Annotated in this window: 23 protein-coding genes and 1 tRNA gene; 6 read left to right on the top strand and 18 right to left on the bottom strand. The window is 56.8% G+C overall.

Features of this window, described 5'->3' with window-relative positions; genetic code table 11:
• Positions 1–507 (top strand): flagellar basal body-associated FliL family protein, encoded by a 507-nt coding sequence (locus ABD815_RS03625; RefSeq protein ID WP_344843578.1) that lies wholly within the window; start codon positions 1–3, stop codon positions 505–507.
• Here the strand turns inward: ABD815_RS03625 and ABD815_RS03620 are convergent.
• The 9 genes from ABD815_RS03620 to ABD815_RS03580 form a co-directional block, all read right to left on the bottom strand.
• Positions 504–881, bottom strand: coding sequence for a hypothetical protein (locus ABD815_RS03620; protein ID WP_344843575.1), 378 nt, complete (start codon positions 879–881; stop codon positions 504–506). The genes ABD815_RS03625 and ABD815_RS03620 overlap by 4 nt on opposite strands.
• Positions 878–1,975: an EscU/YscU/HrcU family type III secretion system export apparatus switch protein gene (locus tag ABD815_RS03615; protein ID WP_344843572.1), complete on the bottom strand. Its 1,098-nt coding sequence runs from the start codon at positions 1,973–1,975 to the stop codon at positions 878–880. The genes ABD815_RS03620 and ABD815_RS03615 overlap by 4 nt, the downstream gene beginning before the upstream one ends.
• Positions 1,972–2,751, bottom strand: a complete 780-nt coding sequence (locus ABD815_RS03610; protein WP_425549835.1) for a flagellar biosynthetic protein FliR — start codon at positions 2,749–2,751, stop codon at positions 1,972–1,974. Before ABD815_RS03610 ends, ABD815_RS03615 begins: the two co-directional genes overlap by 4 nt.
• Positions 2,748–4,835, bottom strand: coding sequence for a flagellar biosynthesis protein FlhA (gene flhA / locus ABD815_RS03605; protein WP_344843567.1), 2,088 nt, complete (start codon positions 4,833–4,835; stop codon positions 2,748–2,750). Before flhA ends, ABD815_RS03610 begins: the two co-directional genes overlap by 4 nt.
• 181 nt (positions 4,836–5,016) lie before the next feature.
• On the bottom strand, positions 5,017–7,317 hold the full coding sequence (locus ABD815_RS03600; protein WP_344843564.1) for a tetratricopeptide repeat protein: 2,301 nt from the start codon (positions 7,315–7,317) through the stop codon (positions 5,017–5,019).
• The gene (gene motA / locus ABD815_RS03595; protein ID WP_344843561.1) at positions 7,314–8,183 is read right to left on the bottom strand and encodes a flagellar motor stator protein MotA; all 870 of its coding nucleotides are present in this window, start codon (positions 8,181–8,183) and stop codon (positions 7,314–7,316) included. Before motA ends, ABD815_RS03600 begins: the two co-directional genes overlap by 4 nt.
• A 70-nt stretch (positions 8,184–8,253) precedes the next feature.
• Positions 8,254–8,877 (bottom strand): MotE family protein, encoded by a 624-nt coding sequence (locus ABD815_RS03590; RefSeq protein ID WP_344843558.1) that lies wholly within the window; start codon positions 8,875–8,877, stop codon positions 8,254–8,256.
• The gene (locus tag ABD815_RS03585; RefSeq protein WP_344843555.1) at positions 8,874–9,269 is read right to left on the bottom strand and encodes a hypothetical protein; all 396 of its coding nucleotides are present in this window, start codon (positions 9,267–9,269) and stop codon (positions 8,874–8,876) included. The genes ABD815_RS03590 and ABD815_RS03585 overlap by 4 nt, the downstream gene beginning before the upstream one ends.
• 10 nt (positions 9,270–9,279) lie before the next feature.
• Positions 9,280–9,780 (bottom strand): flagellar basal body-associated FliL family protein, encoded by a 501-nt coding sequence (locus tag ABD815_RS03580; RefSeq protein WP_344843552.1) that lies wholly within the window; start codon positions 9,778–9,780, stop codon positions 9,280–9,282.
• 124 nt (positions 9,781–9,904) lie between these two features.
• Between ABD815_RS03580 and fliF the strand changes: the two genes are divergently transcribed.
• The 4 genes from fliF to fliP are packed head-to-tail and all read left to right on the top strand — an operon-like array spanning position 9,905 to position 13,153.
• Entirely contained in the window at positions 9,905–11,524 is a 1,620-nt protein-coding gene (gene fliF / locus ABD815_RS03575) for a flagellar basal-body MS-ring/collar protein FliF (RefSeq protein ID WP_344843549.1), read from the top strand.
• Complete coding sequence (locus tag ABD815_RS03570) at positions 11,521–12,141, top strand: FliH/SctL family protein (protein WP_344843546.1); 621 nt, start codon at positions 11,521–11,523, stop codon at positions 12,139–12,141. The genes fliF and ABD815_RS03570 overlap by 4 nt, the downstream gene beginning before the upstream one ends.
• The gene (locus ABD815_RS03565; RefSeq protein WP_344843543.1) at positions 12,134–12,412 is read left to right on the top strand and encodes a FliM/FliN family flagellar motor switch protein; all 279 of its coding nucleotides are present in this window, start codon (positions 12,134–12,136) and stop codon (positions 12,410–12,412) included. The genes ABD815_RS03570 and ABD815_RS03565 overlap by 8 nt, the downstream gene beginning before the upstream one ends.
• 3 nt (positions 12,413–12,415) lie before the next feature.
• On the top strand, positions 12,416–13,153 hold the full coding sequence (gene fliP / locus ABD815_RS03560; RefSeq protein ID WP_344843540.1) for a flagellar type III secretion system pore protein FliP: 738 nt from the start codon (positions 12,416–12,418) through the stop codon (positions 13,151–13,153).
• Positions 13,154–13,320: 167 nt separating this feature from the next.
• Here the strand turns inward: fliP and ABD815_RS03555 are convergent, their stop codons facing one another.
• The 9 genes from ABD815_RS03555 to ABD815_RS03515 all read right to left on the bottom strand — a co-directional run bounded on the left by ABD815_RS03555 (position 13,321) and on the right by ABD815_RS03515 (position 22,807).
• Complete coding sequence (locus tag ABD815_RS03555; protein ID WP_344843537.1) at positions 13,321–14,430, bottom strand: flagellar basal body P-ring protein FlgI; 1,110 nt, start codon at positions 14,428–14,430, stop codon at positions 13,321–13,323.
• Complete coding sequence (locus ABD815_RS03550; RefSeq protein WP_344843534.1) at positions 14,427–15,431, bottom strand: flagellin; 1,005 nt, start codon at positions 15,429–15,431, stop codon at positions 14,427–14,429. Before ABD815_RS03550 ends, ABD815_RS03555 begins: the two co-directional genes overlap by 4 nt.
• Complete coding sequence (gene flgK / locus ABD815_RS03545) at positions 15,431–16,891, bottom strand: flagellar hook-associated protein FlgK (RefSeq protein WP_344843532.1); 1,461 nt, start codon at positions 16,889–16,891, stop codon at positions 15,431–15,433. The genes ABD815_RS03550 and flgK overlap by 1 nt, the downstream gene beginning before the upstream one ends.
• A 33-nt stretch (positions 16,892–16,924) precedes the next feature.
• Complete coding sequence (locus tag ABD815_RS03540) at positions 16,925–18,217, bottom strand: flagellar hook protein FlgE (protein ID WP_344843530.1); 1,293 nt, start codon at positions 18,215–18,217, stop codon at positions 16,925–16,927.
• An 87-nt stretch (positions 18,218–18,304) separates the two neighbouring features.
• Complete coding sequence (locus ABD815_RS03535; protein ID WP_344843528.1) at positions 18,305–19,132, bottom strand: flagellar motor protein MotB; 828 nt, start codon at positions 19,130–19,132, stop codon at positions 18,305–18,307.
• Between the two features lie 104 nt (positions 19,133–19,236).
• Positions 19,237–19,312, bottom strand: a tRNA-Thr gene (locus ABD815_RS03530).
• A 64-nt stretch (positions 19,313–19,376) separates the two neighbouring features.
• Positions 19,377–20,864, bottom strand: a complete 1,488-nt coding sequence (locus tag ABD815_RS03525) for a heme biosynthesis protein HemY (RefSeq protein ID WP_344843526.1) — start codon at positions 20,862–20,864, stop codon at positions 19,377–19,379.
• 12 nt (positions 20,865–20,876) lie between these two features.
• Positions 20,877–22,085 carry a COG4223 family protein gene (locus tag ABD815_RS03520; RefSeq protein WP_344843523.1) on the bottom strand — a complete coding sequence of 403 codons (1,209 nt, stop codon included), beginning with the start codon at positions 22,083–22,085 and terminating at the stop codon, positions 20,877–20,879.
• Positions 22,086–22,168: 83 nt separating this feature from the next.
• Positions 22,169–22,807, bottom strand: coding sequence for a uroporphyrinogen-III synthase (locus ABD815_RS03515; protein ID WP_344843521.1), 639 nt, complete (start codon positions 22,805–22,807; stop codon positions 22,169–22,171).
• A gap of 151 nt (positions 22,808–22,958) precedes the next feature.
• Between ABD815_RS03515 and ABD815_RS03510 the strand changes: the two genes are divergently transcribed.
• Entirely contained in the window at positions 22,959–23,930 is a 972-nt protein-coding gene (locus ABD815_RS03510) for an NAD(P)H-dependent glycerol-3-phosphate dehydrogenase (protein ID WP_344843518.1), read from the top strand.
• Positions 23,931–23,933: the final 3 nt, after the last annotated feature.

Here is a 23,933-nt window from a genome sequence, read left to right as displayed (position 1 = left end):
GTGCTTGGAAAACTCATGCCACTTCTACTGCCACTCGTTGGCCTCGGTGCCGGCGTCGGGGGCGGACTGATGCTACGTCCGCCCGCGGAAGTAGTCGAAATTGACCCATGTGCGGCCCCCTCGGACGGAGGCCACAGCGAACTTATCGCCGTCGCGCACGAGCCCGAAGTGGATACCTCGACCTACGAATACGTCAAACTCAACAACCAGTTTGTTATCCCCGACATTGACGGTGACCGGATCGCGGCAATGGTTGTGATGTCGCTCAACCTCGAAACTGACGCTGGATTCCGCGAAGCAATCTACGCGCGTGAGCCAAAGTTGCGGGACGCATTTCTGCAGGTTTTGTTTGATCACGCGAATGCAGGCGGCTTCAAAGGAACCTTTACCGACGGCGCAGCCATGAGCACCCTACGCCGCAATCTGGTGCAGGCCGCGCAGGTGACTGTGGGTACAGAAATCCATGACGTGTTGGTCACCGACATCGTGCGTCAGGATATGAACTAACCTTCCTGAGAACGCGGCGTCTCTTTGCTGTGCGCCGTCAGCTTTTCCAACGCGTCCTTTTTTCCAAATGCCTTTCGTGTTGCACGCATTTGCGTTTCGCGCTGCGCTGCGATCTCTGCGAGGGATCGTTGTGCATCGGCCTTCTGCCCTGCCCGCATACGTGTCCATTCCGGCATCGCGGCGAGCATTGTCAAATCGACATCATCGGACGTGACCACGCCGCGAATACGCGCGTCTTCCTGATCGTGTTCCGTGATTTTTGCCCGCTGAGCGTCCTCGCGGCGTTGTATTTCGGCCATTTTTGCCATCTCCAGGTTCAACTGAACGCGCGCGATGTCGCTCAGACGGGCGAGGTTTTTCGACATCTTGCTCATTTCGAACCACCAAACCCTTTCTTGGCACGCTGACGGATTGCTTCCGCAAACCGGATCGAGGCGGCGACAGCTTTGTAGTGTTCCGGCGCGATCTCCGACCCGATATCAATCGTTGCAAACAGGGCACGCGCCGTCGGTGGATCGCTGTGGATGGGCACGCCGCTTTCCGCGGCCTTTTCGCGGATGCGCGCCGCCACGTCGTCGACGCCCTTCGCGACACAGACGGGCGCACCGCCGCGCAGGCGATCCCACTGCAAAGCCACGGCGTAGTGAGTCGGGTTAACGATAACAACATCCGCCTTTGGAACATCAGACAGCATCTGGTTCATCGCGATTTCGTAGCCCTTCTGGCGACGTTGCTGTTTGACGTGCGGATCGCCTTCCTGCTCCTTGGACTCGTCGGTCATGTCTTTGCGAGACATGCGGTGTTTGCGGATGTGTTCGAAATATTGGAACAGATAGTCGATCCCACCGATGACGATCGCAATCCCGACAACGAGCGTCATGAACTCCACAGTTAGCTCGACCATCATACGGGTCGCGACGCCGGGGCCAATTCCGACCATGGACATCAGGAGCGGCAGTTTTCCGTAGAGAAAAACGCCCAGAACAATGCCGTAAATGGTCAGCTTCGAGAAACTCTTGGCGAATTCGAATAGACCACTTCGACCAAATTTGTTCTTGGCGTTGGAAATCAGCGAGATTTTTGACAGCTTTGGCTCGATCCGGCTGGGCGCGAAGACCATCGATCTGGTGGCGAATATTGTGAGCAATGCAAGTACTGCCGGAATGACGACAAATGGGAGAAGATCCCAAAGGACATCTGAAAACAGGCGCGCGGATAGGGGTGACGCGCTGCCTTCGAACCAGTCCATGGCGTGTTGATCGACGCTGCCCAGAAAGTTCTGCAATGTATTACCGAGGCCGCGCAGGGCCGGTCCACCTACCGCAAGGCCAGCCAATACGAACCCCGCATAGGCTGCAGCGGTTGTTAAGTCGGCAGATCGGGGGATTTCCCCCTTCTTACGGGCGTCATCGAGTTTCTTTTGTGACGGCTCGTACTGCTTTTCACCTGAGTCTTCACCGCCGCTCATCGCATTCCCCCGAACGGGTTCACGAGTAGTTTGGCGAATTCACCCTGCCAAACTTCGAGGAGGACCGGCGCGCAGGCAAATAGAAGTATCAGCCCGCCAAGTGTGATCGCGGGCGCGCCTACGAAGGCGACCATCAACTGAGGCATCGCGCGGTTGATGACGCCGAGCGCGACGTTATAGATCAACGACCCGATCACAAAGGGCGCGGCGAGGGTAAAGGCCAGTGAAAAAGTCGCGCCAACGTGGGATGTGCCCCAGGTCAACAAATCCTGCGCCGAGACAAATTCGCCGAACGGGAAAAGCGTGTATGACACGATCAAAAGTTCGGCCAGACGCACATGTAGGCCGAGCATGACCGCCAATGCGAGGCCTGCAACGGAGAGAATGTGCCCGATCGCGGGTTGCGCTTCGACGACACCGCCGCCGAAAATCTGGGACAGGGAAGTAGACTGCGCGATCATAACGCCCGCCATTTGCAGGGTCATCACGAACAGCCGGAAGGCGAGGCCAAAAACAAGACCCGCGATGACCTCTGGGAAGATTGCGCCGCCCATGGCGGCAGGTACGAGATCGAGCGACTTCAGATCGCCGGCAACCGAGGGAAAGACGATCATCGTGAAGGCAATCGTGAGGACCAGACGAATTCGTTGGGGAATGGATTTTTCGCCAAAAGCAGGCAGAACAGCCATAGCCGCACCAACCCGCACGAAGATCAAAAATGCGACCCCAATCCAGGACAATCCCAGCGAAAGTAAAAGGGCCACAGAATCCGTCATGCCGGAACGAGACCCACGAGCGAGGGACGCGCATCGGTTCCAATTTCCTCGAACGAAAAGACCGGGTTCTGGATGCCCTGAGCAGACAGCACGGTGCGTAGGAACCGGCGGCGCTTTGTCGACGTGATCACTGCCGGATAAACGCCGTTCTCGCTCGCCCGTGCGATTTTGTCGGCCATGGAACGCGCGAGGCGATTGAAATCATCGGGGGGAAGCGCAACGTCGGAACGTCCACGATCACCTTCGATTTGATGCGTGACAAAGCGCTCTTCCCATTCGGGCGCAAGTTGCAGGAGCGGGAGTGTTCCATCGCTGCGACGTAGTTCCGAGACGATCTGGAAACCGAGGCGTTGACGTACATGTTCGCAGATCGACTCGGGCGTGGCATGGGCGCCGCGCGCCTCAGAGATTGCCTCCATGATGAGGGACAGGTTTCTGATCGACACGCGCTCTTCGAGCAACAGACGAAGGACCGACAACAATAGGTCCAGCGGGACCTTTTCGGGCACAAGATCCTCGAGAAGTTTCCGGTTTGCCTCGTTGCGCACTGGATCGGACAGGTTGGTCATTTCGTCGAGAAGCCGGCGCAGGGATTTCAACGACAGCAGCCGTGAGAAGTTGCGTTTAATAACTTCCAGAAGGTGGGTGGCGAGCACCTCGGTCGGGGTGACAACGGTGCAACCCGCCAGCACTGCGTCCTCTTTTTTACCGGTTTCAATCCAACGTGCGGGTGCGCCATAAACCGGTTCAGATACATCCTCCCCCGTTGGCAAACCTTCCAATTCGTTGGTCAGGAGCGCGAGGACTTTGTCCTGGCGAATAGTGTCGCGGGCTTGTTCAACGCCCTGAATGCGGATCACATAGGACGCGGGCGGAAGGGTCGGGTCGTCGGTGAGCCGGATTTCAGGCAAAACCAGACCAAAGAACGACGCCACGTGATTGCGCATGTTCGATATCCGCGCGTCCAGTCCGGTTTGGGGGTCGAGTACCATCGACACGAGATCTGGCGAGAACTCGACGTGGATGTCATCCAGATCAAGAATGTCTCCGAGAGACTCCTTTTTCTCGACGACATCTGCTTTCGCTTGGCCTTGTTCAATGTCGAGCTTGGTTTCCGCGGCCTTTCGGGACACAAAATACGCCGCTGTCGCCAGGCCGATGGCACCCCCCATGAAAGGAATGAACGGCAGGCCAGGCACCAGACCAAAAAGCCCCATCATCACGGCAACGGTGTAGAGGGCTGGCGGGTAGTTACCGAGTTGTTTGAAGATGGCGAGGTCAGCGGAACCCGAGGTTCCCCCTTTCGCCAACAAGAGCGCCGCTGCAATCGAGATTACCACCGATGGAATCTGGCTGACGAGACCGTCACCCACCGTGAGGATTGAGTACGTGTTAAAAGCCTGACCAAGCGGCATTCCATGGATCGAAATACCGATCACCAGCCCCATCACAAGGTTCAACAGCGTGATGAGAAGGCCTGCGACCGCGTCGCCTTTTACAAACTTGGATGCACCATCAAGCGAGCCGAAAAACGTCGTCTCGGCGAGCTCTGTTTCCCGTCTCTGTTTGGCTTCTTCGTGGGTAATCGCGCCTGCCGAGAGGTCTGCGTCAATTGCAAGCTGGCGACCCGGCATACCGTCCAGCGCGAAACGGGCACCGACCTCCGCCATGCGCCCGGCCCCTTTGGTAATCACCATAAAGTTGACGATCAAAAGAACGGTGAAAACCACGAGCCCCAACAAAACCGAGCCGTTCATAACGAAGCTTGCGAAGCCTTCGATGACGGCCCCTGCGGCACGCGTACCGGTGTGGCCCTCGCCAATGATCAACTTCGTCGACGAAACGTTGAGCGACAGGCGAAGCATCAAGCTAGCGAGCAGGACGGTTGGAAAAGCGGAAAAATCCAGAGGACGCTCAATAAAAAGCGTCACGGTGAATATCAAAATCGCAAGGCCAAAACTGGCCGCCAGTCCCAGATCAAGGAGCCACGACGGGACAGGAAGGACCATCATGACGATGACGACCATTAGGCCCAATGCGAGCAGGATCGTGGGGCGAAAAACATCGGCGATTGAAAATTTCATGCCGCGCACCATGGCTTCGCGCCGAAAAATGGCGCGGTTCTACTCGCCCCGCGATGCCCACCGGCCCAGTCACTAATCGATTTGGAAAAATTCATGCTCGCCCATCGCAATTCTTGCAGATGCATTTGAGCAACCGTATCAGCGCGTTGGTTTACAAAGGGTTATAATGCGATTGGGGATGTTACTGGGAGAGCAATTGTTGAACGCGCTCTGAACGGCCCAAACTACCTGCAAGGAGGGCTTCGGCCTGAGCGATTGTTGGATCATCGCTTTGCGCACTGTCGGTTGGCGGCGCGATGCCATTCCCTGACTGGAGTGCGCTGTTGCTCTCGGGCTGTTCGAGGCCGGAGGTCTGAGTATTGCCGCTGGTCACACCCATCAAAGCAAAAGCGTCCTCACGAATTTTGGTCGCTGCATCGCTTTCGACGTTTTTGACCCAAGCCAACGCGCCTACACCGCTTCCATTTGCGATCGCTATCCGAGCGGCAAGTTCTCGATCTTCGGAGCGTGTTTCATCAAGGTTGCCTGTGAGCGCCGCGGCCGTTTCAGGGAAACCAAGATTGAGAAGGCGCGTGGCCGATGCAAAAGCGGCATCTCGTGAAAACTTCGTGTGGGACAGAGCATCCGTATCCGCCAAAAGGACAGAAAGGAATTGCACGTCGGATGACACATCCGCTGTTTGCTCGAGAGAGTATGCAAGCAGGTCTGCCTTGGTTTCGCTCGTGAAGCCGTGGCCCGCATCTTTATGCAATAGCGACCGGAGTGCGCCATGCGCGTCACCCGAGGCTACGCGTGCTTTCACGATTGCCGCCAAGAGTTCCGGCTCCAATGGATCACCCGTGAACTCGGCCGCGAATGCCCGTGCCGTATCCACGGTTTCCGCTGGAACCGGCAATCCTTGGGCAACCTGCGTATCAATAGCGCGGACCAGAGCCACTGCTGCATTCTCACCATCTGATGCCAAGATGGCTTCAAACTGGTTCACTGCGTGATCGGGTTGACCCTCTGCCAAACTGAATTCTGCATCAAGAAGCTCGAATGAGTTTGCGTCCATCGGCTGAAACCTCTGCACAGCTTGCTGAATTGATTTCGCCATTTCGAAATCACCGGCACGGAAAAACCGGTCCGCGAGCATCGGGGCTAGAAAATCCCGCAAATGGACTGGCAACGCGATCACGGTCGCAAGGATCTGCCTGTTGTCGATTTCGTCGCTTGGGGAAATGTCATGCGCGGCCATAATCGCCCATAATGATGCGGGCCCCGGGCATTGCAATTGACTATGAAGCCGAGAGTTCGAACGTGCTGCGCCACTGTCCAGAATATCGGCTAGGTCGCGATAGATGTCTGCGTTGTCGATCGGCACATCTAGGCTCGATAGAGCGTTCTTCGCTTCTGCGCCAAAGGTCAGAAACAAATAGTACTGCACGAGTTTCTCGACAGCCTCGGGATCGGGTTCATCGAATTCCGCAAGCAGCTGCGTGCGGAGCTCGGAGAAAATGATTGCTTCGTTTGGCGCAGGACCCCAAGAACCTATATCAACCACACGATCCGCTAGGCATTGAACGCCTTCAGGCGTCACTCGCGGTGTTGTTATTCCAAGTCCCACCTCTTCACCGGTCGCAGAACGGATTTGCAGATGTGACCGCGGAGTTTGAACTTCTTCAGCGGTGGCTACTTCGACCTCTGGCGCGCTCGTTGGCGGCTCTGCTTCGCTCTGCGTTAGCGTAGAGACGTCATTGTCCCGCACATCTGGTTGGAGCAATCCGTCCGAAATTGCATCGGAGATCATCGACCCCACGCGAGACCTGAAGTCGCTTTCTCGGTCCGCCGAGTCCGGATCAACGGAGTGTTCTTCTTGTCCGTTATCAAGAGAGATGATGGTGTCCAAAAGAGTCTTCGGTTGCGGGCGGTCTTCAACAAGAATGGGTAGAGAGAAGGGTTTTTTTCGCGCAGGAATAGTGAGCGTGTCGGACATCCGTGTGTTCTGGAAATCGGATTGCTCCGCGAAGGAAATACGGTGATCCGTAGTCCCTGCCTCCGGCGCATATTCCGGCTCTGTGATTGCGGTGACAATCGGCTCCGCTTCGGCCTCGTCCATCACGAGTGGTTTCTCGAACTCTGACCCTACCCGAGCGGCGCCATCTTTGATGTCGATGACCACCCGCCCCCCAGCAAGATCGAATGCATCGGCGTGCACATTTCCGGAGACTGACAAAACGAGTGTATGGTTGTCGGTTTGAACGGATTGAATCCGCGATTTCGGGATCAGCCGAAAAACCTCGGAGACGTCAAAGGTGTGGTCTCCTTCAAGTAAGTTGAAAACATAGTCCTCATCACTTCGCCCGACTTCCCAAAGCACATCGTCAGGGAAGGACATAACAAGTCGCGAAAAGTCGGCATGTTCACCGGAGCGAACCGTTATCTGGTCGCCCCACGCGAAGGTTGGAAAGCACATGCATAAGATTAGAAGAAGCTGTCTCATGCGGCGTCCGATTTGACCTCTTTCAGCGCCTCTTCGAGGTCGGAAAAGCTCGGGCGTGAGTGACTTGGCGTGTTCTGACGGCCGACTTCGATACAGATATTGGTCGCGTGATTGTGGAGGTTTGCGACCAGCACTTCGCGGATCAATTGGTAAAAATGCCCGTCTTCTTCGATCACGGATTTCATTTTTGCTGCGAATGGACCAACCAGACCGTAGGCCAGAAACACCCCGAGAAATGTACCAACAAGTGCGCCGCCGATCATTTTTCCGAGGATCTCCGGCGGCTGATCGATGGACGCCATCGTTTTGATCACGCCCAAAACGGCGGCCACAATTCCAAGCGCGGGCAGGCCATCGCTGACGGCTGCCATAGCGTGTGGAGAGTGCAATGCATGATGCAGGTTCGCTTCAATCCGTTTTTCGAGAACCTCCTCAACCTGATGGGGATCATCGTAATTCATTGAGGCGGATCGAAGCGTATCACAAATCAAGGCGACCCCCTCTCCATCACCGAGAATTTTCGGATACTTCGTGAAAATGGCGGAATCTGCAGGAGACTCGATGTGCTCTTCCAGACCAACAGGGTTTTGACGCGCCAGGCGGATCAATTCGAACAGAAGGCACAGCAAATCCCTATAATCTTCGGGTTTCCATTTGGGGCCTTTGAAGACTTTTCCGACATCCTTCAGTGTGTGTTTGATCGCCGCCATATCGTTTGAAATCACGAAGGCACCGGCCGCGGCGCCACCGATCATCATGAACTCGAACGGCAGTGATTTCATGATGATGCCAAGTTTACCCCCCGCAGCGAGGTAACCGCCAAAAACCATAACAAAGATCAGCGCAATTCCGACAAAACCAATCATGAACCACTTCCTTGGATCAATTCACTACTCATTTTCGAACCTCACACAAAGTAGTTAACAATCCGTCCTGTTACTCCCGCGGCGCGTTGGCATTTCGACCTGCGAGGATGACCGAGATCGAGTAAGCGGACTCTGGCGGCAGACCCACCATGACGTTCGCCGCGGATTCGGGTCGCATTCGGCCCAAGAACCCCGCCGCGAATTCGGGCGACATTGCTTCAAACAGGGCCGCGGCCTCTTTTGGCTTCATTGCCTCATAAACTGCTGTCAGGCGCGAAAGGTCGTCTTCCGCGGCCGTGCTAACGCGTGACATCGTGGCTTCGAGGCGGGCTTGTGCTTTGGTTAAAGCATCGAGATCCGATGCAATCTCCGCTTTTGCAACTTCGAGCTCTTTCATCCGCTCGGACAGGCTAAGTTCCTTTTCAACGACAGCGACCTCGCGTGCGCGCAAAGCGTCAAGCAAAGCTTGCGTTCCTTCGTCGGACTGGCACGCCATTGCGACGGGCTGCGCAGAATGTTCGGAGTCACTTGACGGAACGACATCCAGTTCCCGCGCAATTGCAGCGCCCGTCCCGTCAAATATCCGGATACCTGCGGAGGTAATCAACAAAGCAGAGATTGCGATGAGGGCACCGCGACCTGATCTAAAAGAACGGCGTGGCGTCGATTTGCGTGGCTTATCCGGGGATGTCATTCTGCAGCCTCCGCCCGATTTCTTTGGCTCAAGAACATGGAAAACTCGACCGCCGCATCTTCTTCCTCTTCGGGTGCAGCAGACGGTTTTTCCGCGGACTCTGCCAAGTCCGGCAAATCCTGGGTCGCCGCGATGAGGAGTTCCAAACGTTTGGACGCGTCTTCGGCGCGAATCGTGAGTTCATCAAGTTTTGTCGCCGATAGACCCGCGGTCTTCTGAGCTTTGATGAGGGTCTTTGTCATGTCATCAACTTGCGCGGAAAGAACGGCAATTGCCCCGCCGACGCCTTTTTCTAGGTCCGTGAACTTGCTGAGGCGGCGGGAAAGGATGATGCAATAGAACCCTACGGCGAGGGTGCCTGCGATCATCAGAATGTCTGCGATGAGTGTCATGTGACCGCTCCTAGTTTATAACGAATTCCATAATCAAAACGTCCTTAACGCGATCTGCGCCGGCAACGATCTGCAGGCGTCGAAGGATCTGGGCGCGCAGGTTGATGAGAGCGGACGGGTTTTCCAGCGTCGAAACCTCAACCGCACGAAGGTAGCCGTTCAGCACATCGACGATGCGTGGCATCAACGAAATCACGGTGTCTTCGGTAGACGGAGTAACCTCGAGTTGGGCGTGAAATCTGAGGTGGTGGCCGCGTCCGGATGTATCGATGACATTTATGATCAACGGTTCGATCGGCACGAAAGCCACCACAGGTGCCGCAATTGAGGGCATTTCATCGTGTCCATCGGATTCCGAAGCGTGTGAATCGTCTGACCCAAGAATCAATCCTGAGTAGACAGCGAAAAATCCGCCTCCGCCTAATGCGAGCATCAAAACGAGCCCGAGCAGCATAGGCAGCTTGGACTTTTTCTTTGGTGCCGGATCTTCTGATGATGTGTCTTCTGACATTGGACCATCCAAAAAAGGTTTGCGAATCTGTTTTAGACCGCAGGTAGCTAACCGATTGTTAAGGCTGTTCGATCATTCCTAGTTGCATGCAGGGCAGAAGCCCGCAGTTTCATGGAGTGATGCATTGCAGCAGATCGTATCCGTCTGGGCGAACCTCGATCCTCGTCGCCGCCTAATCGTCGCGGGCGCAACCGTGATCATGGTTTTGGCAATTCTGTCACTTTCCAGTATCGCCACGCGCCCGAACATGACGTTGCTCTATGCAGGTCTGGAAGAAAGCGCCGCTGGCGAGGTTGTCCAATCCCTCGAAACACGCGGTACAGCATATGAGATTCGCGGCGGGACGATCTTTGTAGATGCGACCGCGCGCGATGAACTTCGTATGACGCTGGCGGCCGAGGGCCTGCCGGCCAATGCGACCGGCGGCTACGAATTGCTCGATAACCTGTCGGGTTTTGGTACGACTTCCCAAATGTTCGATGCGGCTTATTGGCGTGCGAAAGAAGGCGAGCTTGCCCGCACTATAGTGTCATCACCACAGATTCGCTCCGCACGCGTTCATATCGCGAACCCCTCGTCCCAACCTTTCGCACGTCAGATCGCATCATCTGCATCTGTAACGGTAACTTCGTCGAGCGGGGCCGTCTCCACTCAACAGGCGCGCGCGTTCAGATACCTTGTCGCCTCGGCCGTCGCGGGCCTTTCCCCGGATTCGGTTTCCATCATCGACGGTCGCAACGGGATCGTGATTTCCACCGACGAAAACGGCGACCAACAGAACGCCACCGATCTTTCCTCTGAACTCAAACTCCGCGTGGAACGTATCCTCGAAGCACGCGTGGGCCATGGGCATGCCGTCGTGGAGGTGTCGGTAGAGACCGTCACCGATCAGGAAGAAATTATTGAACGTCGCTTTGATCCGGACGGGCGAGTCGCAATCAGTTCCGAAATCGAGGAACGCAGCACGTCGGCACAAGACACACGCGCGGGCGCCGTGACCGTGGCCTCTAATCTGCCAACGGGTGATGGGGCATCTGGCGGTGATTCCAATTCCAGCAATAGCGAAACGCGCGAACGGATAAACTACGAGGTTTCCGAAACCCGTCGAGAAGTCCAACGTGGCCCCGGCGCAATAAAACGGGTGACCGTAGCCGTCCTTGTAGATGGGGTCCTCACAAGCGACGCAGAAGGCGAAGTATGGGAAGCACGTGCCTCCGACGAACTCGAAGCTTTGCGCGAATTGGTAGCGTCAGCGGTTGGTTTTGACGAATCGCGTGGCGATCAAATCACCATCAAATCCATGCAATTCGAACCGGTCGTTTCCGAAGGCACCCTATCGGAAACCGGCGGGCTGGCCGCGCTCGGGGTGGATGTGATGTCCATAATTCAACTCGCGGTACTCGCCGTCGTTACACTCATCCTCGGCCTCTTTGTCCTTCGCCCCATCCTCACAAAACCCGCACAACCAACCCGCGCGTTGGTCAACGCCATGGAAGCCCCTGCTGAACCTGCACAAGGAACAGCGTTGGCGCGCATGCCCGAACCGGCTCTCAACGGCGAGATCGATAACGACACGTTTGAGTTGCCAACTCTGGGCGTGGTTTCGGATTTCGACTTTGGAGATGACGACATCGGAATTCCGACTGATCCCGTCAAAAGGCTGAAGAAGCTGATCGAAGATCGTGAGTCCGAGACAGTCGAAATCCTGCGCGGCTGGATGGAAGAAAAAGGAGAGAACGCGTGAAACACACGTGCATTTCACTCGAAGATTTCGGGGTCACAAAAAGTCTCCAAAAGAAGGCAGAAGCGGCCCCCCCGCCGGTGAACGTGTCCTCCGAAGAACTCGAAGAGGTACGGTTGGCCGCATATGAGCGCGGATACAAGGCCGGATGGGATGATGCTGTGCGCGCGGAAGGCGCCGATCAGTCTCGGATTGGTGCCGACTTTGCCCATAACCTTCAGGAACTCGGCTTCACATTCCACGAGGCGCGCGCTCATGTGATGCGCGCGCTCGAACCACTTCTAGAAGAAATGGTGAGCAAGGTTCTACCCCATTTGGTGACCCAAACACTTGGCCAGACGATTGTCAGCGAAATCATGTCTCTTGGCTCTCAGGCCTCGGATGCACCGGTTCAGTTGGTGATTTCTCCCAACAGCCTGCCCGCCGTGAAAACCTATCTGGATTCCTCACTGTCCCTTCCCGTCGACATCATTGAAGAGCCGTCCCTCGCCGAGGGTCAGGTGTTTCTACGGCTCGGGGACCGCGAGCAAAAAATCGATCTCGACGGCGCGATTGCCAAGATCAGCGAAGCAATCAATTCCGTCTACACGCTAAACGAAGAGGTGTTCAAAAATGGCTGAGACCGAAGAGCTCAAAAACGCCAACCCGTTTTATCACGTTCCAATCGAGATTCTCGTATCGGTCGGAAAGGCGCGACCCCTTGTTAAAGACCTCCTCAAACTCAAAAACGACAGCGTTCTGACACTCGACCAAAAGATTGATGATCCGGTGGAGCTCTATGTCGGTGATCGGCTGATTGCGAAAGGTGAGCTTCAGGAAGGCGAGGGCGAACATGCCGGGCAACTCGTGGTGCGTTTGACCGAAGTCGCCGATCTCAAGGATGGCCTTTAGACCATGCGCAAAATTGTTCCGTTCATTGCGATTGCGCTCGTCGCAAGTTTCCTGCCGCACGCCGCGATATCGCAGGACTTTTCGATGTCCTTTGGTGATGACGGATCTATGGCAACGCGGGCTATTCAGCTTTTGGTGCTGGTCACTGTGCTCAGCATCGTGCCTGGTCTCGCTGTTACGATCACATGTTTCCCGTTCATTGTAACGGTGATGTCGATTCTGCGGCAGGCGCTCGGCCTCCAACAGTCTCCGCCAAACATGCTGATTATTAGCCTCTCGCTCTTTTTGACCTATTTCGTGATGGAGCCGGTTTTTCTTGAAAGTTGGGCATCCGGCATTCAGCCGTTTGTCGACGGTCAGGTGGAAATCGAGGCCGCTTTCGTCAACGCCATCGATCCTTTCCGCGGCTTCATGGGAAATCGCGTTGATCCGGATACGTTACAAGAGTTGATGAACCTGCGACCCGATGCCGGCATTGAATTGGCCGCCCCTCGCGATGCGTCCCTTTCGGTACTTGTTCCTTCATTCCTCTTGTCGGAAGTGGAGCGAGCGTTCCAAATCGGCTTTCTGATCTTTTTGCCGTTTCTGGTAATCGATTTGGTTGTGTCCGCCATTCTGATGTCCATGGGCATGATGATGGTACCACCGGCAATTGTCGCGCTACCATTCAAGCTGGCATTTTTCGTCATGGCCAACGGATGGACACTCATATCCAGCGCGCTCGTTCGGAGTTACTTCTAACTTCGAAATCGTCCCCCGCCTAATGGCCAAAGTGCGGTTGGGTTGTGGGAACCTATCTCTTTCCGGAGCGACAGGTGGCCTGCTGCGCGATAGCGGCGTGGGTGATGTTCCCTACGTATCCTAGCGATCAGAGTGTCGGCACCGATCTGGAATCGGTGCCGTTGTTCCTACCGGACCAGGAATTCTGCGTGCAGTGCACCTGCGGCTTTGATGCTCTTGAGGATATCGATCATGTCACGCGGCGAGACGCCGAGCGCGTTCAGGCCCGCCACCACTTCAGATAGAGACGTCCCTTCCTGGATTTCGGCCAAACCGATGCCAGGCTCTTCTTGGATATCGGCTTTAGTGCGTGGCACCACGACGGTCCCGCCCTCTGAGAACGGGTTTGGCTGCACGACAAGAGGCGCTTCTTCTATGCGAAGCGTCAGATTGCCTTGGCTCACGGCAACGCGGGAAATCCGGACGTCTTCACCCATAACGATGGTGCCCGAGCGTTGATCAACAACAATGCGCGCCTTGGTTTGCGGCGTCACGAGCACGTTTTCTACGCGCCCGAGAGCGTGGGCGGGTGAGAGGCTTCTCGTCGCACGGATGTCCAAGGCAACGGTACCCGCATCGAGCATGCGTGCAACGACGCGCCCGAATTCTCCGTTGATCGCATTCTCAATGCGCTCAGCCGTCGTGAAATCCGGCGTGCGCAGCGCGAGTCGAATTGTCGTTAATGCAGTAAAGTCGAAATCGATTTCCCGCTCCACGCGCGCGCCCGATGGAATAACTCCTGCTGTCGGGACGCCTTGGACAACAGACGCCCCATCGCCCTCGGCGGATGCGCCCCCTGCAATAATTGTCCCTTGGGCGACAGCGTAGATTTGACCATCCGCTGCGTTAAGCGGCGTCATAATAAGTGTTCCGCCGAGAAGACTTTTGGCATCCCCGATGGCCGAAACCGTTATGTCGATTTGAGAACCTGCCCGCGCGAAGGGTGGTAGAGCCGCAGTCACAAACACCGCCGCAACGTTTTTGGGTCGATACTGTTCGCCCGTCACATTGACGCCGAGACGTTCTAGGACATTGGACATGATCTCTTCGGTGAAGGGCGCATTTCGAATACCGTCGCCAGTGCCGTTCAGGCCGACAACCAAACCATACCCAACGAGGTCATTTCCACGAACGCCGTCAAATTCGACGAGATCCTTAATGCGGATCGGACCCGCTGTTGCGGGAAAAGCCGTCAGGAAACAGGCTACGATTGCGACAATAGTCTTCAAAGTTTTCATAGGAAATCCGAAAGGTTCAGGCGCGAAAGGCGCGCGGTAATCGTGTACGCCAGTTCGAGCTGCGATTCAGTTTGGGTGAGTTGGCTTGCGGCTTCGTAGATGTCGACTGAGACGATTTCCGATTTCGCTGCGGTGTAAGCATATGTCTGGGCACCATTGGAGAGTTGGACTTCTTCGATCCGCGCCTCTGAACTGCCGACCTGTGCGCGAAGTCGCGCGATATCGCCTTCGTTGCTCATCAAACGTTCGCCAGCCGTGCGCAGGAGCGTCTTTTGACTTGCGGGACCGCCAATTCCGGAATCTCCGGCCAATGCTGCCAAAGCGAACCCTTTGAGCAATTCGCGAATTGAGGGGTCATCCGCCTTGATCGTCATCGATGTCGTGTCAGTGTCGGACAGGGAAAAGTCGGAAAGGGCCGTAGCAGAGCCGCCATACCCCATCGTTTCAAACCCGCCGCCGACATCGTCGAACCATGCATCGACGGCCGTGATAATGTCGTTAACATCCGTGAGACCAGCGATGTCGACCCTAATGGAGTCGAGCATTTCCGTCGATGTTGCGAGGGGCGTGTGATGCGTTGCAGAACCGCTGAAGAGCGCCCTGCCACCCACATGGGTGTTCAGGGCCGAAACGACAGATTCAAACCTGGCGCGCGCATCTTCTGCAGTGACATCCAGCGTGGTTGCATCGCCCAGAGAGGCCGCCGTCAATAACGAAGGCGCGATTGATGAAACGTGGTCAGAAACCGCGCCAAGGCTCGTTTGGACGCCTGTCATAAACACGGAGGTCTCAGCTATCGAACGCGCATAGGAGTCCAGGGTTCGCAATGAGCGTTCAATAGAGGAAAGCGGCCCGAAATCTCCCGACACCGCCTTTGTGATATCTGACTTTTCCCCGCTTGCGACTTCGTGGGTCAGGCGCTCCAAATCGGTTTTGATCTGGGTCGTAAGGCGCGACGATTTCACGAATGAGGCGAGGTCGCCGAAGTTTATACCGGTCATTATGTCATCCCCAGAAGTTGGTCGATGAGTTTATCGATCGTTTCGATGACACGGGCGTTGGCGGAGTAATTCTGTTCAATGAGAAGCAGTTTTTGCATCTCTTGATCCGTGTCCACGCCCTGCTCGAGTTCCATGCTGCGAAAGGTTTCCTGACGTGCCGATGCGAAACTCTGCGCACTTTCGGAGTCGAGTAGTCGCGTGGAAACCAATGAATAGAGGTCTGACGAGAGCGACACTGACGAGCGTTCATGCGACGAGAACCCGCCTGATACCGGCGACCTTGGTGCCCTCAAGGCATCTGCCAGAGATCTCAGCGTCGAAGCGTTGCCCGGGTCCCCTTCCGCGAGGGCGCCGATCCCGTCGCGCAGCTTCCACAAATCACCGCCCTTTGACGGGTCAACGGCGCTATTTACGGATATGCGGGCGGCAATGTTTTCTTCGTTTGCACTGTCAAAATAGGAAGTGGCGTCTGTGAACAATCCGGCATCCGTCAGGCCAAGCGTCGCGTCGACTGCCGGTGACTGGAACCGCTCAATGACGTCGCGGGCAACAGCGTCGAGTTCAACCTGTGCCTGAGGCGCAGCGACATCTCGCACATGAAACAACGCGGCCAATTTCCCGCCCGCCATAAACCCACTTTCCATGTCCGTTGAAACGGGTTGACCATTTAACGTGAGGCCTGAAAGCGGGCCATTCTCGATGGTCATATCGGGTGAGATTGTTGGCGTCGTGGTGAATTCGAGTGTTGCCGCCTTGGAATCCACAAGCATCGCGCCACCGGTCGTCATCAGCGCGACCATGCCGTTTTTGCGTGGGATCTCTTTTACCGGCACAAGTTCGGATATCTGGTCAATGATGCCCTGTCTTTGGTCGAGCAGGCTATTGACGTCATAGCCAATGGTTGAGCTCTCCTGAATGGAGACGTTGATTTCCACGACCTTTTCGAGCGCGGATTGAAGAAATTCGACTGATTTTCCAATTGAGCTATCCGCCTGAACACGCTCGGTTACGATCGCATCTGCTGCGGAATTCAAACTGTCGGTGATGCCTTTTGCGGCATTGAGAACGGCACTCAAGCGTGCGTCCGAATGTGGCTGGCTCGCCGCTTCGATCAGCGCGGTCTCCAGACCTGTGATCCGTCCGGTGAGCGATTGGGGTTCATCGGCCTGTCCCAAAGCACGTGCGAAGTTTTCCTGGAAGCTGGCCAGGGTTCCTTCCATGCCGACGGACGCATCCGCTAGGCGACGGTTCCCCGTTACCACGGGATCGTAGTGGCGCGAGACACCCACGACCTCGACGCCTGCACCATTTCGGCCGAGCGTGCGCGAAGACAGTTCAATGTCGCGCCGACCATACCCATCGGTCATCGCGTTGGAGACATTGTTGGATACAACGTCGGCTGCGCGCGACACCGCGCTTAGCCCCGTGAGAGCATTGGAAAGAGCGTTTGTTATACTCATCTAATTATCCTCCACACTCACAGGGCTACTCGGTTAGCGTTTGATGTTGGTTGTTTCCTGCAACATCTCGTCCACGGTCTGAATGACCTTTGCGTTCGAAGAATACGCGCGCTGCGTTTGGATCAGGTCGGTGAGTTCGCCCGCGACATCAGTGGTAGACCCTTCGCGTGCATATCCCGCGATTGCCCCTGTTGGCCCGTCTCCCGCGTCCCACAGGAAGAAGGAGCCCGAGCTAGGCGAAACCTGATAGGTCTGGTTATTTAGAGAAATCAGACCGTTCGGGTTTGGAACATCGACAAGCGGCACTTGATAGATGCGTCGCGTAAAGCCGGTGTCATAGGTTGCTGTCATGAACCCGTTGTCATCAATTTCAACGGAGGTCAGGTTACCCACGGGAGAGCCGTCTTTGGTAATCTGGGTTGGGGCGAAACTGTCGGAAAGCTGGGTCAGTCCGTTGGTATCCCCGGGACGCCCGATGGTCATTTCGAGGGGGCCGCCATCAACGGTGAGTGCAAGCGTGCCTGCCACCGAGTCGTAGGTTGCAGTTGCTGGGTTATTCACCGTGGGGGTGACGGTGGAAAGCGTGCCGCCGGATCCGCGGCTATCGTCAAAGACAACCGTGTATTCCCCAATAATTGCCGCCGATTGTGCGGAGTCCCGGATTGTCATTGTCCATGTGTTTTCCGCAGCGGCGGGCGAAAACACGATGTCGAGCGTTTCAGATGTGCCGAGGTTTCCAAAGTACTCAACCGAAAGCGGAAGATCGATGGTTGCGTTTTCGGCAGGCAAGTTAACCCCGAGGTTCATCCGCGTTGTCGGATCACCAGCCGTCTGGTTTGCATTAATGACAACCGGCTCCAGGCCAGCCATCGTGTCACGCGGGAATGTCGGAACGCTGCCATCGGCATCGGCTGGCCAACCCAAAAGTACGAGGCCGGAGTCGGTTTTCAGTATACCGTCCGCGTCAGTGTGGAACGAACCGGTGGTTGTCATCATCATCGGTTGGTCGCCACTGGACCCCTCAAGGGAGACTTCGGTGGTAACGGGGAGCATGCCCCTGCCCGCCACGGCGATGTCTGTCGCATTTGAGGTCGAGATCAGCGCGCCGCGCTCTTCGATCAGTCGAGTGGTAAATGCCCGCACGCCGCCTGCGGAATAGACGCCCGAACCAGCATTGTTTGCGATCACGAAGGACTCAAAGTCGGCCGCCGCGCGCTTGTAGCCATAGGTGCTGGAGTTGGCGATGTTGTCAGAAATCGTCGCAAGCCGGGTTGCATTGGCGTTCAGCCCTGCGACACCCGCATTTAGCGAGGAGGAAATGGTCATGATAGCGCCTTTCTGCTGCTTCTTCCCGAAGGATGGGATCAGATTGCACAGCAAGCCTTAACGCTCGGCTAACGCATAAAATCGAAACTACTTTCTGCCCTCATCTCTCAACAGAACAATTTCCAAACGGTTATTGCGTGCCGCCATGGTGTTGCTCACCGAAGGATTTTTGTCCGCGTGCCCGGAAATGCGGTCAAATCGATTGGACGCCACGCCACTGTTTTCCAACAGAACGCGAATTGCATCAGCGCGCTGGTAAGACAAATCCCAAACCGGATTATCGGCCACCACAATCGGCTGGGAAGCAACGTAGCCTTTGACCGCAATCTTATTGCGAACCAGGGTGGCGGCCTCGGCCAACACCGCAATCAATTCACGAGTGACCTGTTCGGGCAACGCCGTTCTGCGCACAAAAAGGGGTTCGTCCTCAAAATCGAAAAGCTCGATGATCAGCCCTTCGTCCGTGACCTTGGTTACGATGTGACGCATTGCATCGTCAGCGGCCATGCTCTCGCCACTGAAGGCCGTGAGGAGCTCCTGCACATCCGCAAAACCTTTGGCCTCCATCGCCTTTTCAGTTTCTTCTTGGGTTTGCGCCTTGTCACCTTTGGTGATCATTGAGGCGCCCGTGCCATTTTGCGACAATGTCTCTTCGGTAAAGACCGAATCCCCGCCGAATGATCCGTCGCCGCCACCGGAAATCCGGTTTACGGGGATCGTGGGATTGAAATAATCCGCAATCCCTTTGCGTTGCTTTTCGGTCGTTGCATTCAAAAGCCACATCAACAGAAAGAACGCCATCATCGCAGTCACAAAGTCCGCGTAGGCCACTTTCCAAGCGCCACCGTGGTGCCCGTCTCCGGCAATTACCTTTTTGCGCTTAATAATAATGGGCGCATTACTTTTCGCGCTCATACCGCCACCTCTTTGTTCACCCACAAACAGGGGTATCAAAGAGGGATGAAAGAGCGCTTAATCCATAAGAATGTAAGGAAATCGGGACTTTCGGGTAGAGGAACTGGTGCCGGTGATAGGACTCGAACCTACGACCCCATCATTACGAATGACGTGCTCTACCAGCTGAGCTACACCGGCACTTTGCCCACCCGAAAGCGAACGTAGGCGGGTCTTTAGCACCGTCTCATGACTGTGTGTAGCCCTAATTTGCGGCGGGTCGGCTTTCGCCTTCTTCGGCGCTTGCGACTTCGACAGCGTCTGCCGAGGTTTCAATTTCACCTTCAATTTCCGCGTCGTCAGGGACCGGTGCAGGATCTGTGCCAACGATCATTGGCAACATTTCAGTGCCCGCGGGCATAGAGACTTCTGCGCGGTTTGGTTTGCGCCAGCTCATCGTGTCGAACCCACCGCAGTCTTCGCAAACCGGCGCCCAGTCCGCATGCACGGTCTGGCAATTGTCGCACACCCACTGGGGGCCGCGAGGTGCCGTCAGAGCGCGCGTGAGCCATCCACGAACCACAACGTCAGAGGAGCCTTCTCCGCGTTCGATTGCGGCAAGGATGGTGAGGCTGCGCGCGGTCGGGTTGATCTGGGCCAGATCACCGATGGCACGGCGTGCTTCGGGGAAATCTTCGGCGGCAATCAGGAGTTCGGCCTGAAGCATTTTGGTTTCAGGATGGTTCGGCGCGGCGCGGGTCAGTGTCCTGAACCGCTTTACGCGCTCGTCAGGTGTTTCATCGGACGCGATGCGCGCAAACGCAGCCGCCAGGTCGGGATGGGGCTGAACTTCCCATGCCTTTTTCAGAACGCGCGTTGCCTGCCGGGGTTTGCCTTCCTGAACATATGCGTCGGCGGCCATGACAGCAGCCGGGATGAGGTCGGGAGACTTTTTGTTCGCTTCAATCGCTGCTTCGCGTGCCTCGATTGTCGCACCGTCTTCCAGAACACCTTTGGCTTCTGACAGGGCGAGCACGGCGTCGCGGCGTTTGTGCACATCGCGCGGAATGGCCCCATGACGCAGCTTTTCCGACAGCGTTTTACGCGCGGATGCCCAGTCGCCTTTTTCAGCCTGAAGTTTTAGCAAAACATCCTGGGTTTCGACGTGCTTGGGTTTCAGGGCAAAGGCCTTTTCGGCAAGTTTGAGCGCCGTATCCGTGTCGCCTTCTTCCAATTTCTGTTTGAGGATTCCGCGCACGCCAACAAAGCGCGTGCGGTCATTGGCGACCAGTTTGCGATAGACCTGTTCGGCCTTTTTGCGATCTCCACTCAACTCAGCGGCCTGCGCGGTCAGAAGGTTCGTGAGTTCCGGTTTGCGCAGATACTTTTCAGCCTTGGCCGCTTTCGTCATCGCCACACGGCCTTCACCGGAGGCGAGCGCCATCATGCCGTCTGCCAGCGCCTCGAAGCCTTTGCGTTCGCGGTTACGATCGAAGTAGCGCGAAATCGCCGTTTCGTCCCCGAGCAGGAATTTCACGAAGGCGATCAGGAGACCGACAACTTTGAGAAGAACCCAGCACGCGAGTATGAAAAGCGCGAGCGCAATGACCGCCTGCAATGGCTGCAGCGTGACTTCGTATCCCGCAAAAGAGAGCTGAAGGCTGCCTTCGCTTTCGAGGAGAAGTCCCCCCCCGTAGGCGAGTGCGGCCACGATCAGGACGAAGAGAACGATCTTTACCAAAGACCAAAGCATGGTCGCACCTTTCTACTGTTCAAGGAGTGTGTCGATGCCAGCGAGAACATCCGCACGCGATTTAGCGCGTGATGTCCAATCCGACATGGCCTCTTGGCCAACCTCCGGAAGCGCCGCGATTTCTGCGAGCGCATCATTGAATCTTTCTTCCCGCACGGCGGCTTGCGCGCGTGACAGGATGGCGTCGGGATCATCGCCTTCTTTGGGCGTCGTGGACCGCAATCCGACTTGGGTGCGAAGAACGGTTTGGAACCACCCCTGCTCACCTGCATCCTGCGCCTCGCGGGCAGTGGCGCGCAGAGCGGCGCGGGCGGCGTCGGGGAAGCTGTCCTGCAGTTCGCTCGCCGTTGGGACGCCCGTCTTTGCCGCCGCCATCATTTCGTCGGTTGCCGACAGGCCGCTTTCGGCGAGAGGTGCCGCGAAGGGTGCGCCTGTGTCGATTGCTGCCAGTAGTGTGGTCACAGCGGTCGCTTGATTGGCGGCGCGGACTTCGTTCTCGGCGGACTCTTTTGCCTGTTCGAGGCGTTTGATTTCGGAATCCAACAGGGCCTGCATTTCGCTCAGCTGGCGTTCGTATGCGGCCGTCGCCTCCGGAGACACAATCGCGTCTTCGACAGGGCGCGCTTCGACGCCGGTCAGGCGCCGTTCGAGGTTCGTCAGTTGTTCACTGAGCGGCGCGATTTGTTCGGTTACATCAATCTCGGACAGGGCAGTTGTGACTTCGCCGATCCGCGTATCCAATGTGGTCGACAAGGCCTGCGTTTGCTCGGACACATTCGCGGTGAGGTCGGCAGTTGCCGATTTCACGGTGTCCACCTCGGCCTCTAGCCCCGCGAGACGCGTTTCCAGTTCGGCGGTGTTCGCACCGGGAAAGGGCCACCCGCTCGGCTTCAGAAACTGCGCGCCTGCATAGCCCAGCGCAACGCACAGCGCGCCACCGATCAAAGGGGCCACAACGCCACCGCGTTTGACCACGACTTTCTCAACGGCAGGTGGCGTCGGTGTCTCTGCGGGGATTGGGTCTACGGGGTCGACAATCTCGGCGTCGATGACGTCATCGGCACTATCTTCAACGTCATCGGCGGTTTTGTCGGGCTCAACGGTCGCGTCCGGTTCATCGGGCGTCGACTCGGGTGCTTCCTGTTCAACCTCAACGGCGTCTTCGATCGCGTCGGAAGTATCCGGTTTTTCGCTTTCTTGGGGGTTTTTGGGAGACGCCACAACCTATCCTCTCGAATTCGCAACCGGCATTTTCGTGCCGCACTAACAACTTAGACTCGGACTGATCCGCCCTCAAGGCATGTTCACGCCAACTGCGACGCTATTGCCGCTTTCATCGCCGGAGCGTCCGGTTTTTCCGCAATCTCGATATGCTTCGGTTTCGGCCCGCTCCATTCGTCCCGCGCCGCCTTTGAAATTGCGATCAGGGTGATCTTGCCACGGTAAGACGCCAGACGCGACCCAATGAGAGCAGAAGAACGCGGGGAAAAAACCGGAACAATTAGCCTATGCGTGTTTTCAATGCGTTCAATTTCTTTGTCTTTCCATGCGCGTTCGACCTGATCATAGACCACAATTGAGTCCGTTTGGACGCCAGCGGAGGTCAGTTTCTGCGCGATTTCACCACGGGAATGTGCGCCGCGCAGATGGACGACTTTTTTCAAACCATCCTTGAGGATGAGCCCGATCAGATCGGGTGCGGCTCCTGCGGCGGAGACTGCACTCAGGCCTGCGTCGCGCGCTTCCTGTGCGGTGGCGTCGCCTACGCAATAGGCGGCAATATCGGGGAAGTGCTGGCGGGCGGCGGCAACGGCGCTGCGCGAGGTCAATAGTGTCGCCTCATACCCGTGCTCGGGAAAATCGCCGGAAAGAGTCACGATCTTCATCGCGGGCGCAACGATCACATCGAGGTTTGGCCACTCCATCTCATAGAGGCGGGCCATTCTTTCGGAATCCTGTTTTGGTCGCGTCAGGAGCAAGGACTGGGTCAAGCGGGGCCTCGGGATTGTGCGGTCCGTGTGAGGGTGATACCTGCATTCGGGAATTGCAAGGAAACTGGCACGCGGTGCCGGCATTCACAGACTGGGGGAGCAAGTGGCCCGGATCTCGGTTCTCGGCGCAGGCGCATTCGGAACGGCTCTCGCCGCGGCTATTGGTGCGGACGGGACCCCGGTCAGTTTGTGGTGTCGTGATCCCGAATTGGCGCGTGATATCAATACGGATCACGAAAACCGACGCCGCCTGCCCGATCGGATTTTACCGGAGTCCGTGGTCGCAACGCCCGACATCGACGACGCGCTTGGCGATGCCGAGATTGTTTTGCTCGCCGTGCCGATGCAAACCCTGCGCCCGTTTGTTCAATCCCACTGCGAACGGCTATCTCATCGAACCCTTGTCACCTGCTGCAAGGGGATTGATTTCGAGACCGAGGAAGGGCCGGTTGAAATTCTGGCGTCCTTTGTACCCGATGCCAAGCGCGCGATTCTGTCGGGTCCGAGTTTTGCCGCCGACATCGCGCTCGGCCTGCCGACTGCGCTGACGATTGCGGCCGCGGATGATGACCTTGCCGCGCATCTGCAATCTGCGCTTTCGACACGTAGCCTGCGGCTCTACCGCACCACCGACACCATGGGTGTGGAGCTGGGCGGCGCGTTGAAGAATGTGATCGCCATTGCCTGTGGCGCCTGCATTGGCGAGGGGTTCGGCGATAGCGCCCGCGCCGCGTTGATGACCCGTGGTTTTGCCGAAATGCAGCGGTTGGCGGCCCATCGCGGGGCGCGGCCCGAAACCCTGACCGGCCTGTCGGGGCTGGGTGATCTCGCACTGACCTGTGGCTCCGAGCAGAGCCGGAATTACCGCTTCGGGCTCGCGCTCGGGCGTCAGGAACCCTTTGACGCCTCGGTCACGGTTGAAGGCGTGGCGACCGCAAAAGCGGTTGCCCGCTACGCCGCGCACGAAGCTCTCGAAATGCCAATCACGCGCGCTGTGGCGGAGGTCTCTGACGGTGGAACGTCGGTCGCCGAAGCACTGCGCGCCCTGCTCTCCCGTCCTCTCAAAAAGGAGTAACAC

The organism is Celeribacter arenosi, from assembly GCF_039539485.1.
Classification (GTDB): Bacteria; Pseudomonadota; Alphaproteobacteria; order Rhodobacterales; family Rhodobacteraceae; genus Celeribacter; species Celeribacter arenosi.
The sequence above is the reverse complement of the archived record's forward strand: the minus strand, read 5'-3'. Positions and strand labels throughout refer to the sequence as shown.

Coding starts and splice junctions, on each gene's coding strand:
- ABD815_RS03620 (WP_344843575.1), bottom strand. CDS start 881: ATGAGCAAGATGTCGAAAAACCTCGCCCGTCTGAGCGACATCGCGCGC.
- ABD815_RS03615 (WP_344843572.1), bottom strand. CDS start 1,975: ATGAGCGGCGGTGAAGACTCAGGTGAAAAGCAGTACGAGCCGTCACAA.
- ABD815_RS03610 (WP_425549835.1), bottom strand. CDS start 2,751: ATGACGGATTCTGTGGCCCTTTTACTTTCGCTGGGATTGTCCTGGATT.
- flhA (WP_344843567.1), bottom strand. CDS start 4,835: ATGAAATTTTCAATCGCCGATGTTTTTCGCCCCACGATCCTGCTCGCA.
- ABD815_RS03600 (WP_344843564.1), bottom strand. CDS start 7,317: ATGAGACAGCTTCTTCTAATCTTATGCATGTGCTTTCCAACCTTCGCG.
- motA (WP_344843561.1), bottom strand. CDS start 8,183: ATGATTGGTTTTGTCGGAATTGCGCTGATCTTTGTTATGGTTTTTGGC.
- ABD815_RS03590 (WP_344843558.1), bottom strand. CDS start 8,877: ATGACATCCCCGGATAAGCCACGCAAATCGACGCCACGCCGTTCTTTT.
- ABD815_RS03585 (WP_344843555.1), bottom strand. CDS start 9,269: ATGACACTCATCGCAGACATTCTGATGATCGCAGGCACCCTCGCCGTA.
- ABD815_RS03580 (WP_344843552.1), bottom strand. CDS start 9,780: ATGTCAGAAGACACATCATCAGAAGATCCGGCACCAAAGAAAAAGTCC.
- ABD815_RS03565 (WP_344843543.1), top strand. CDS start 12,134: ATGGCTGAGACCGAAGAGCTCAAAAACGCCAACCCGTTTTATCACGTT.
- fliP (WP_344843540.1), top strand. CDS start 12,416: ATGCGCAAAATTGTTCCGTTCATTGCGATTGCGCTCGTCGCAAGTTTC.
- ABD815_RS03555 (WP_344843537.1), bottom strand. CDS start 14,430: ATGAAAACTTTGAAGACTATTGTCGCAATCGTAGCCTGTTTCCTGACG.
- ABD815_RS03550 (WP_344843534.1), bottom strand. CDS start 15,431: ATGACCGGTATAAACTTCGGCGACCTCGCCTCATTCGTGAAATCGTCG.
- flgK (WP_344843532.1), bottom strand. CDS start 16,891: ATGAGTATAACAAACGCTCTTTCCAATGCTCTCACGGGGCTAAGCGCG.
- ABD815_RS03540 (WP_344843530.1), bottom strand. CDS start 18,217: ATGACCATTTCCTCCTCGCTAAATGCGGGTGTCGCAGGGCTGAACGCC.
- ABD815_RS03535 (WP_344843528.1), bottom strand. CDS start 19,132: ATGAGCGCGAAAAGTAATGCGCCCATTATTATTAAGCGCAAAAAGGTA.
- ABD815_RS03525 (WP_344843526.1), bottom strand. CDS start 20,864: ATGCTTTGGTCTTTGGTAAAGATCGTTCTCTTCGTCCTGATCGTGGCC.
- ABD815_RS03515 (WP_344843521.1), bottom strand. CDS start 22,807: ATGGCCCGCCTCTATGAGATGGAGTGGCCAAACCTCGATGTGATCGTT.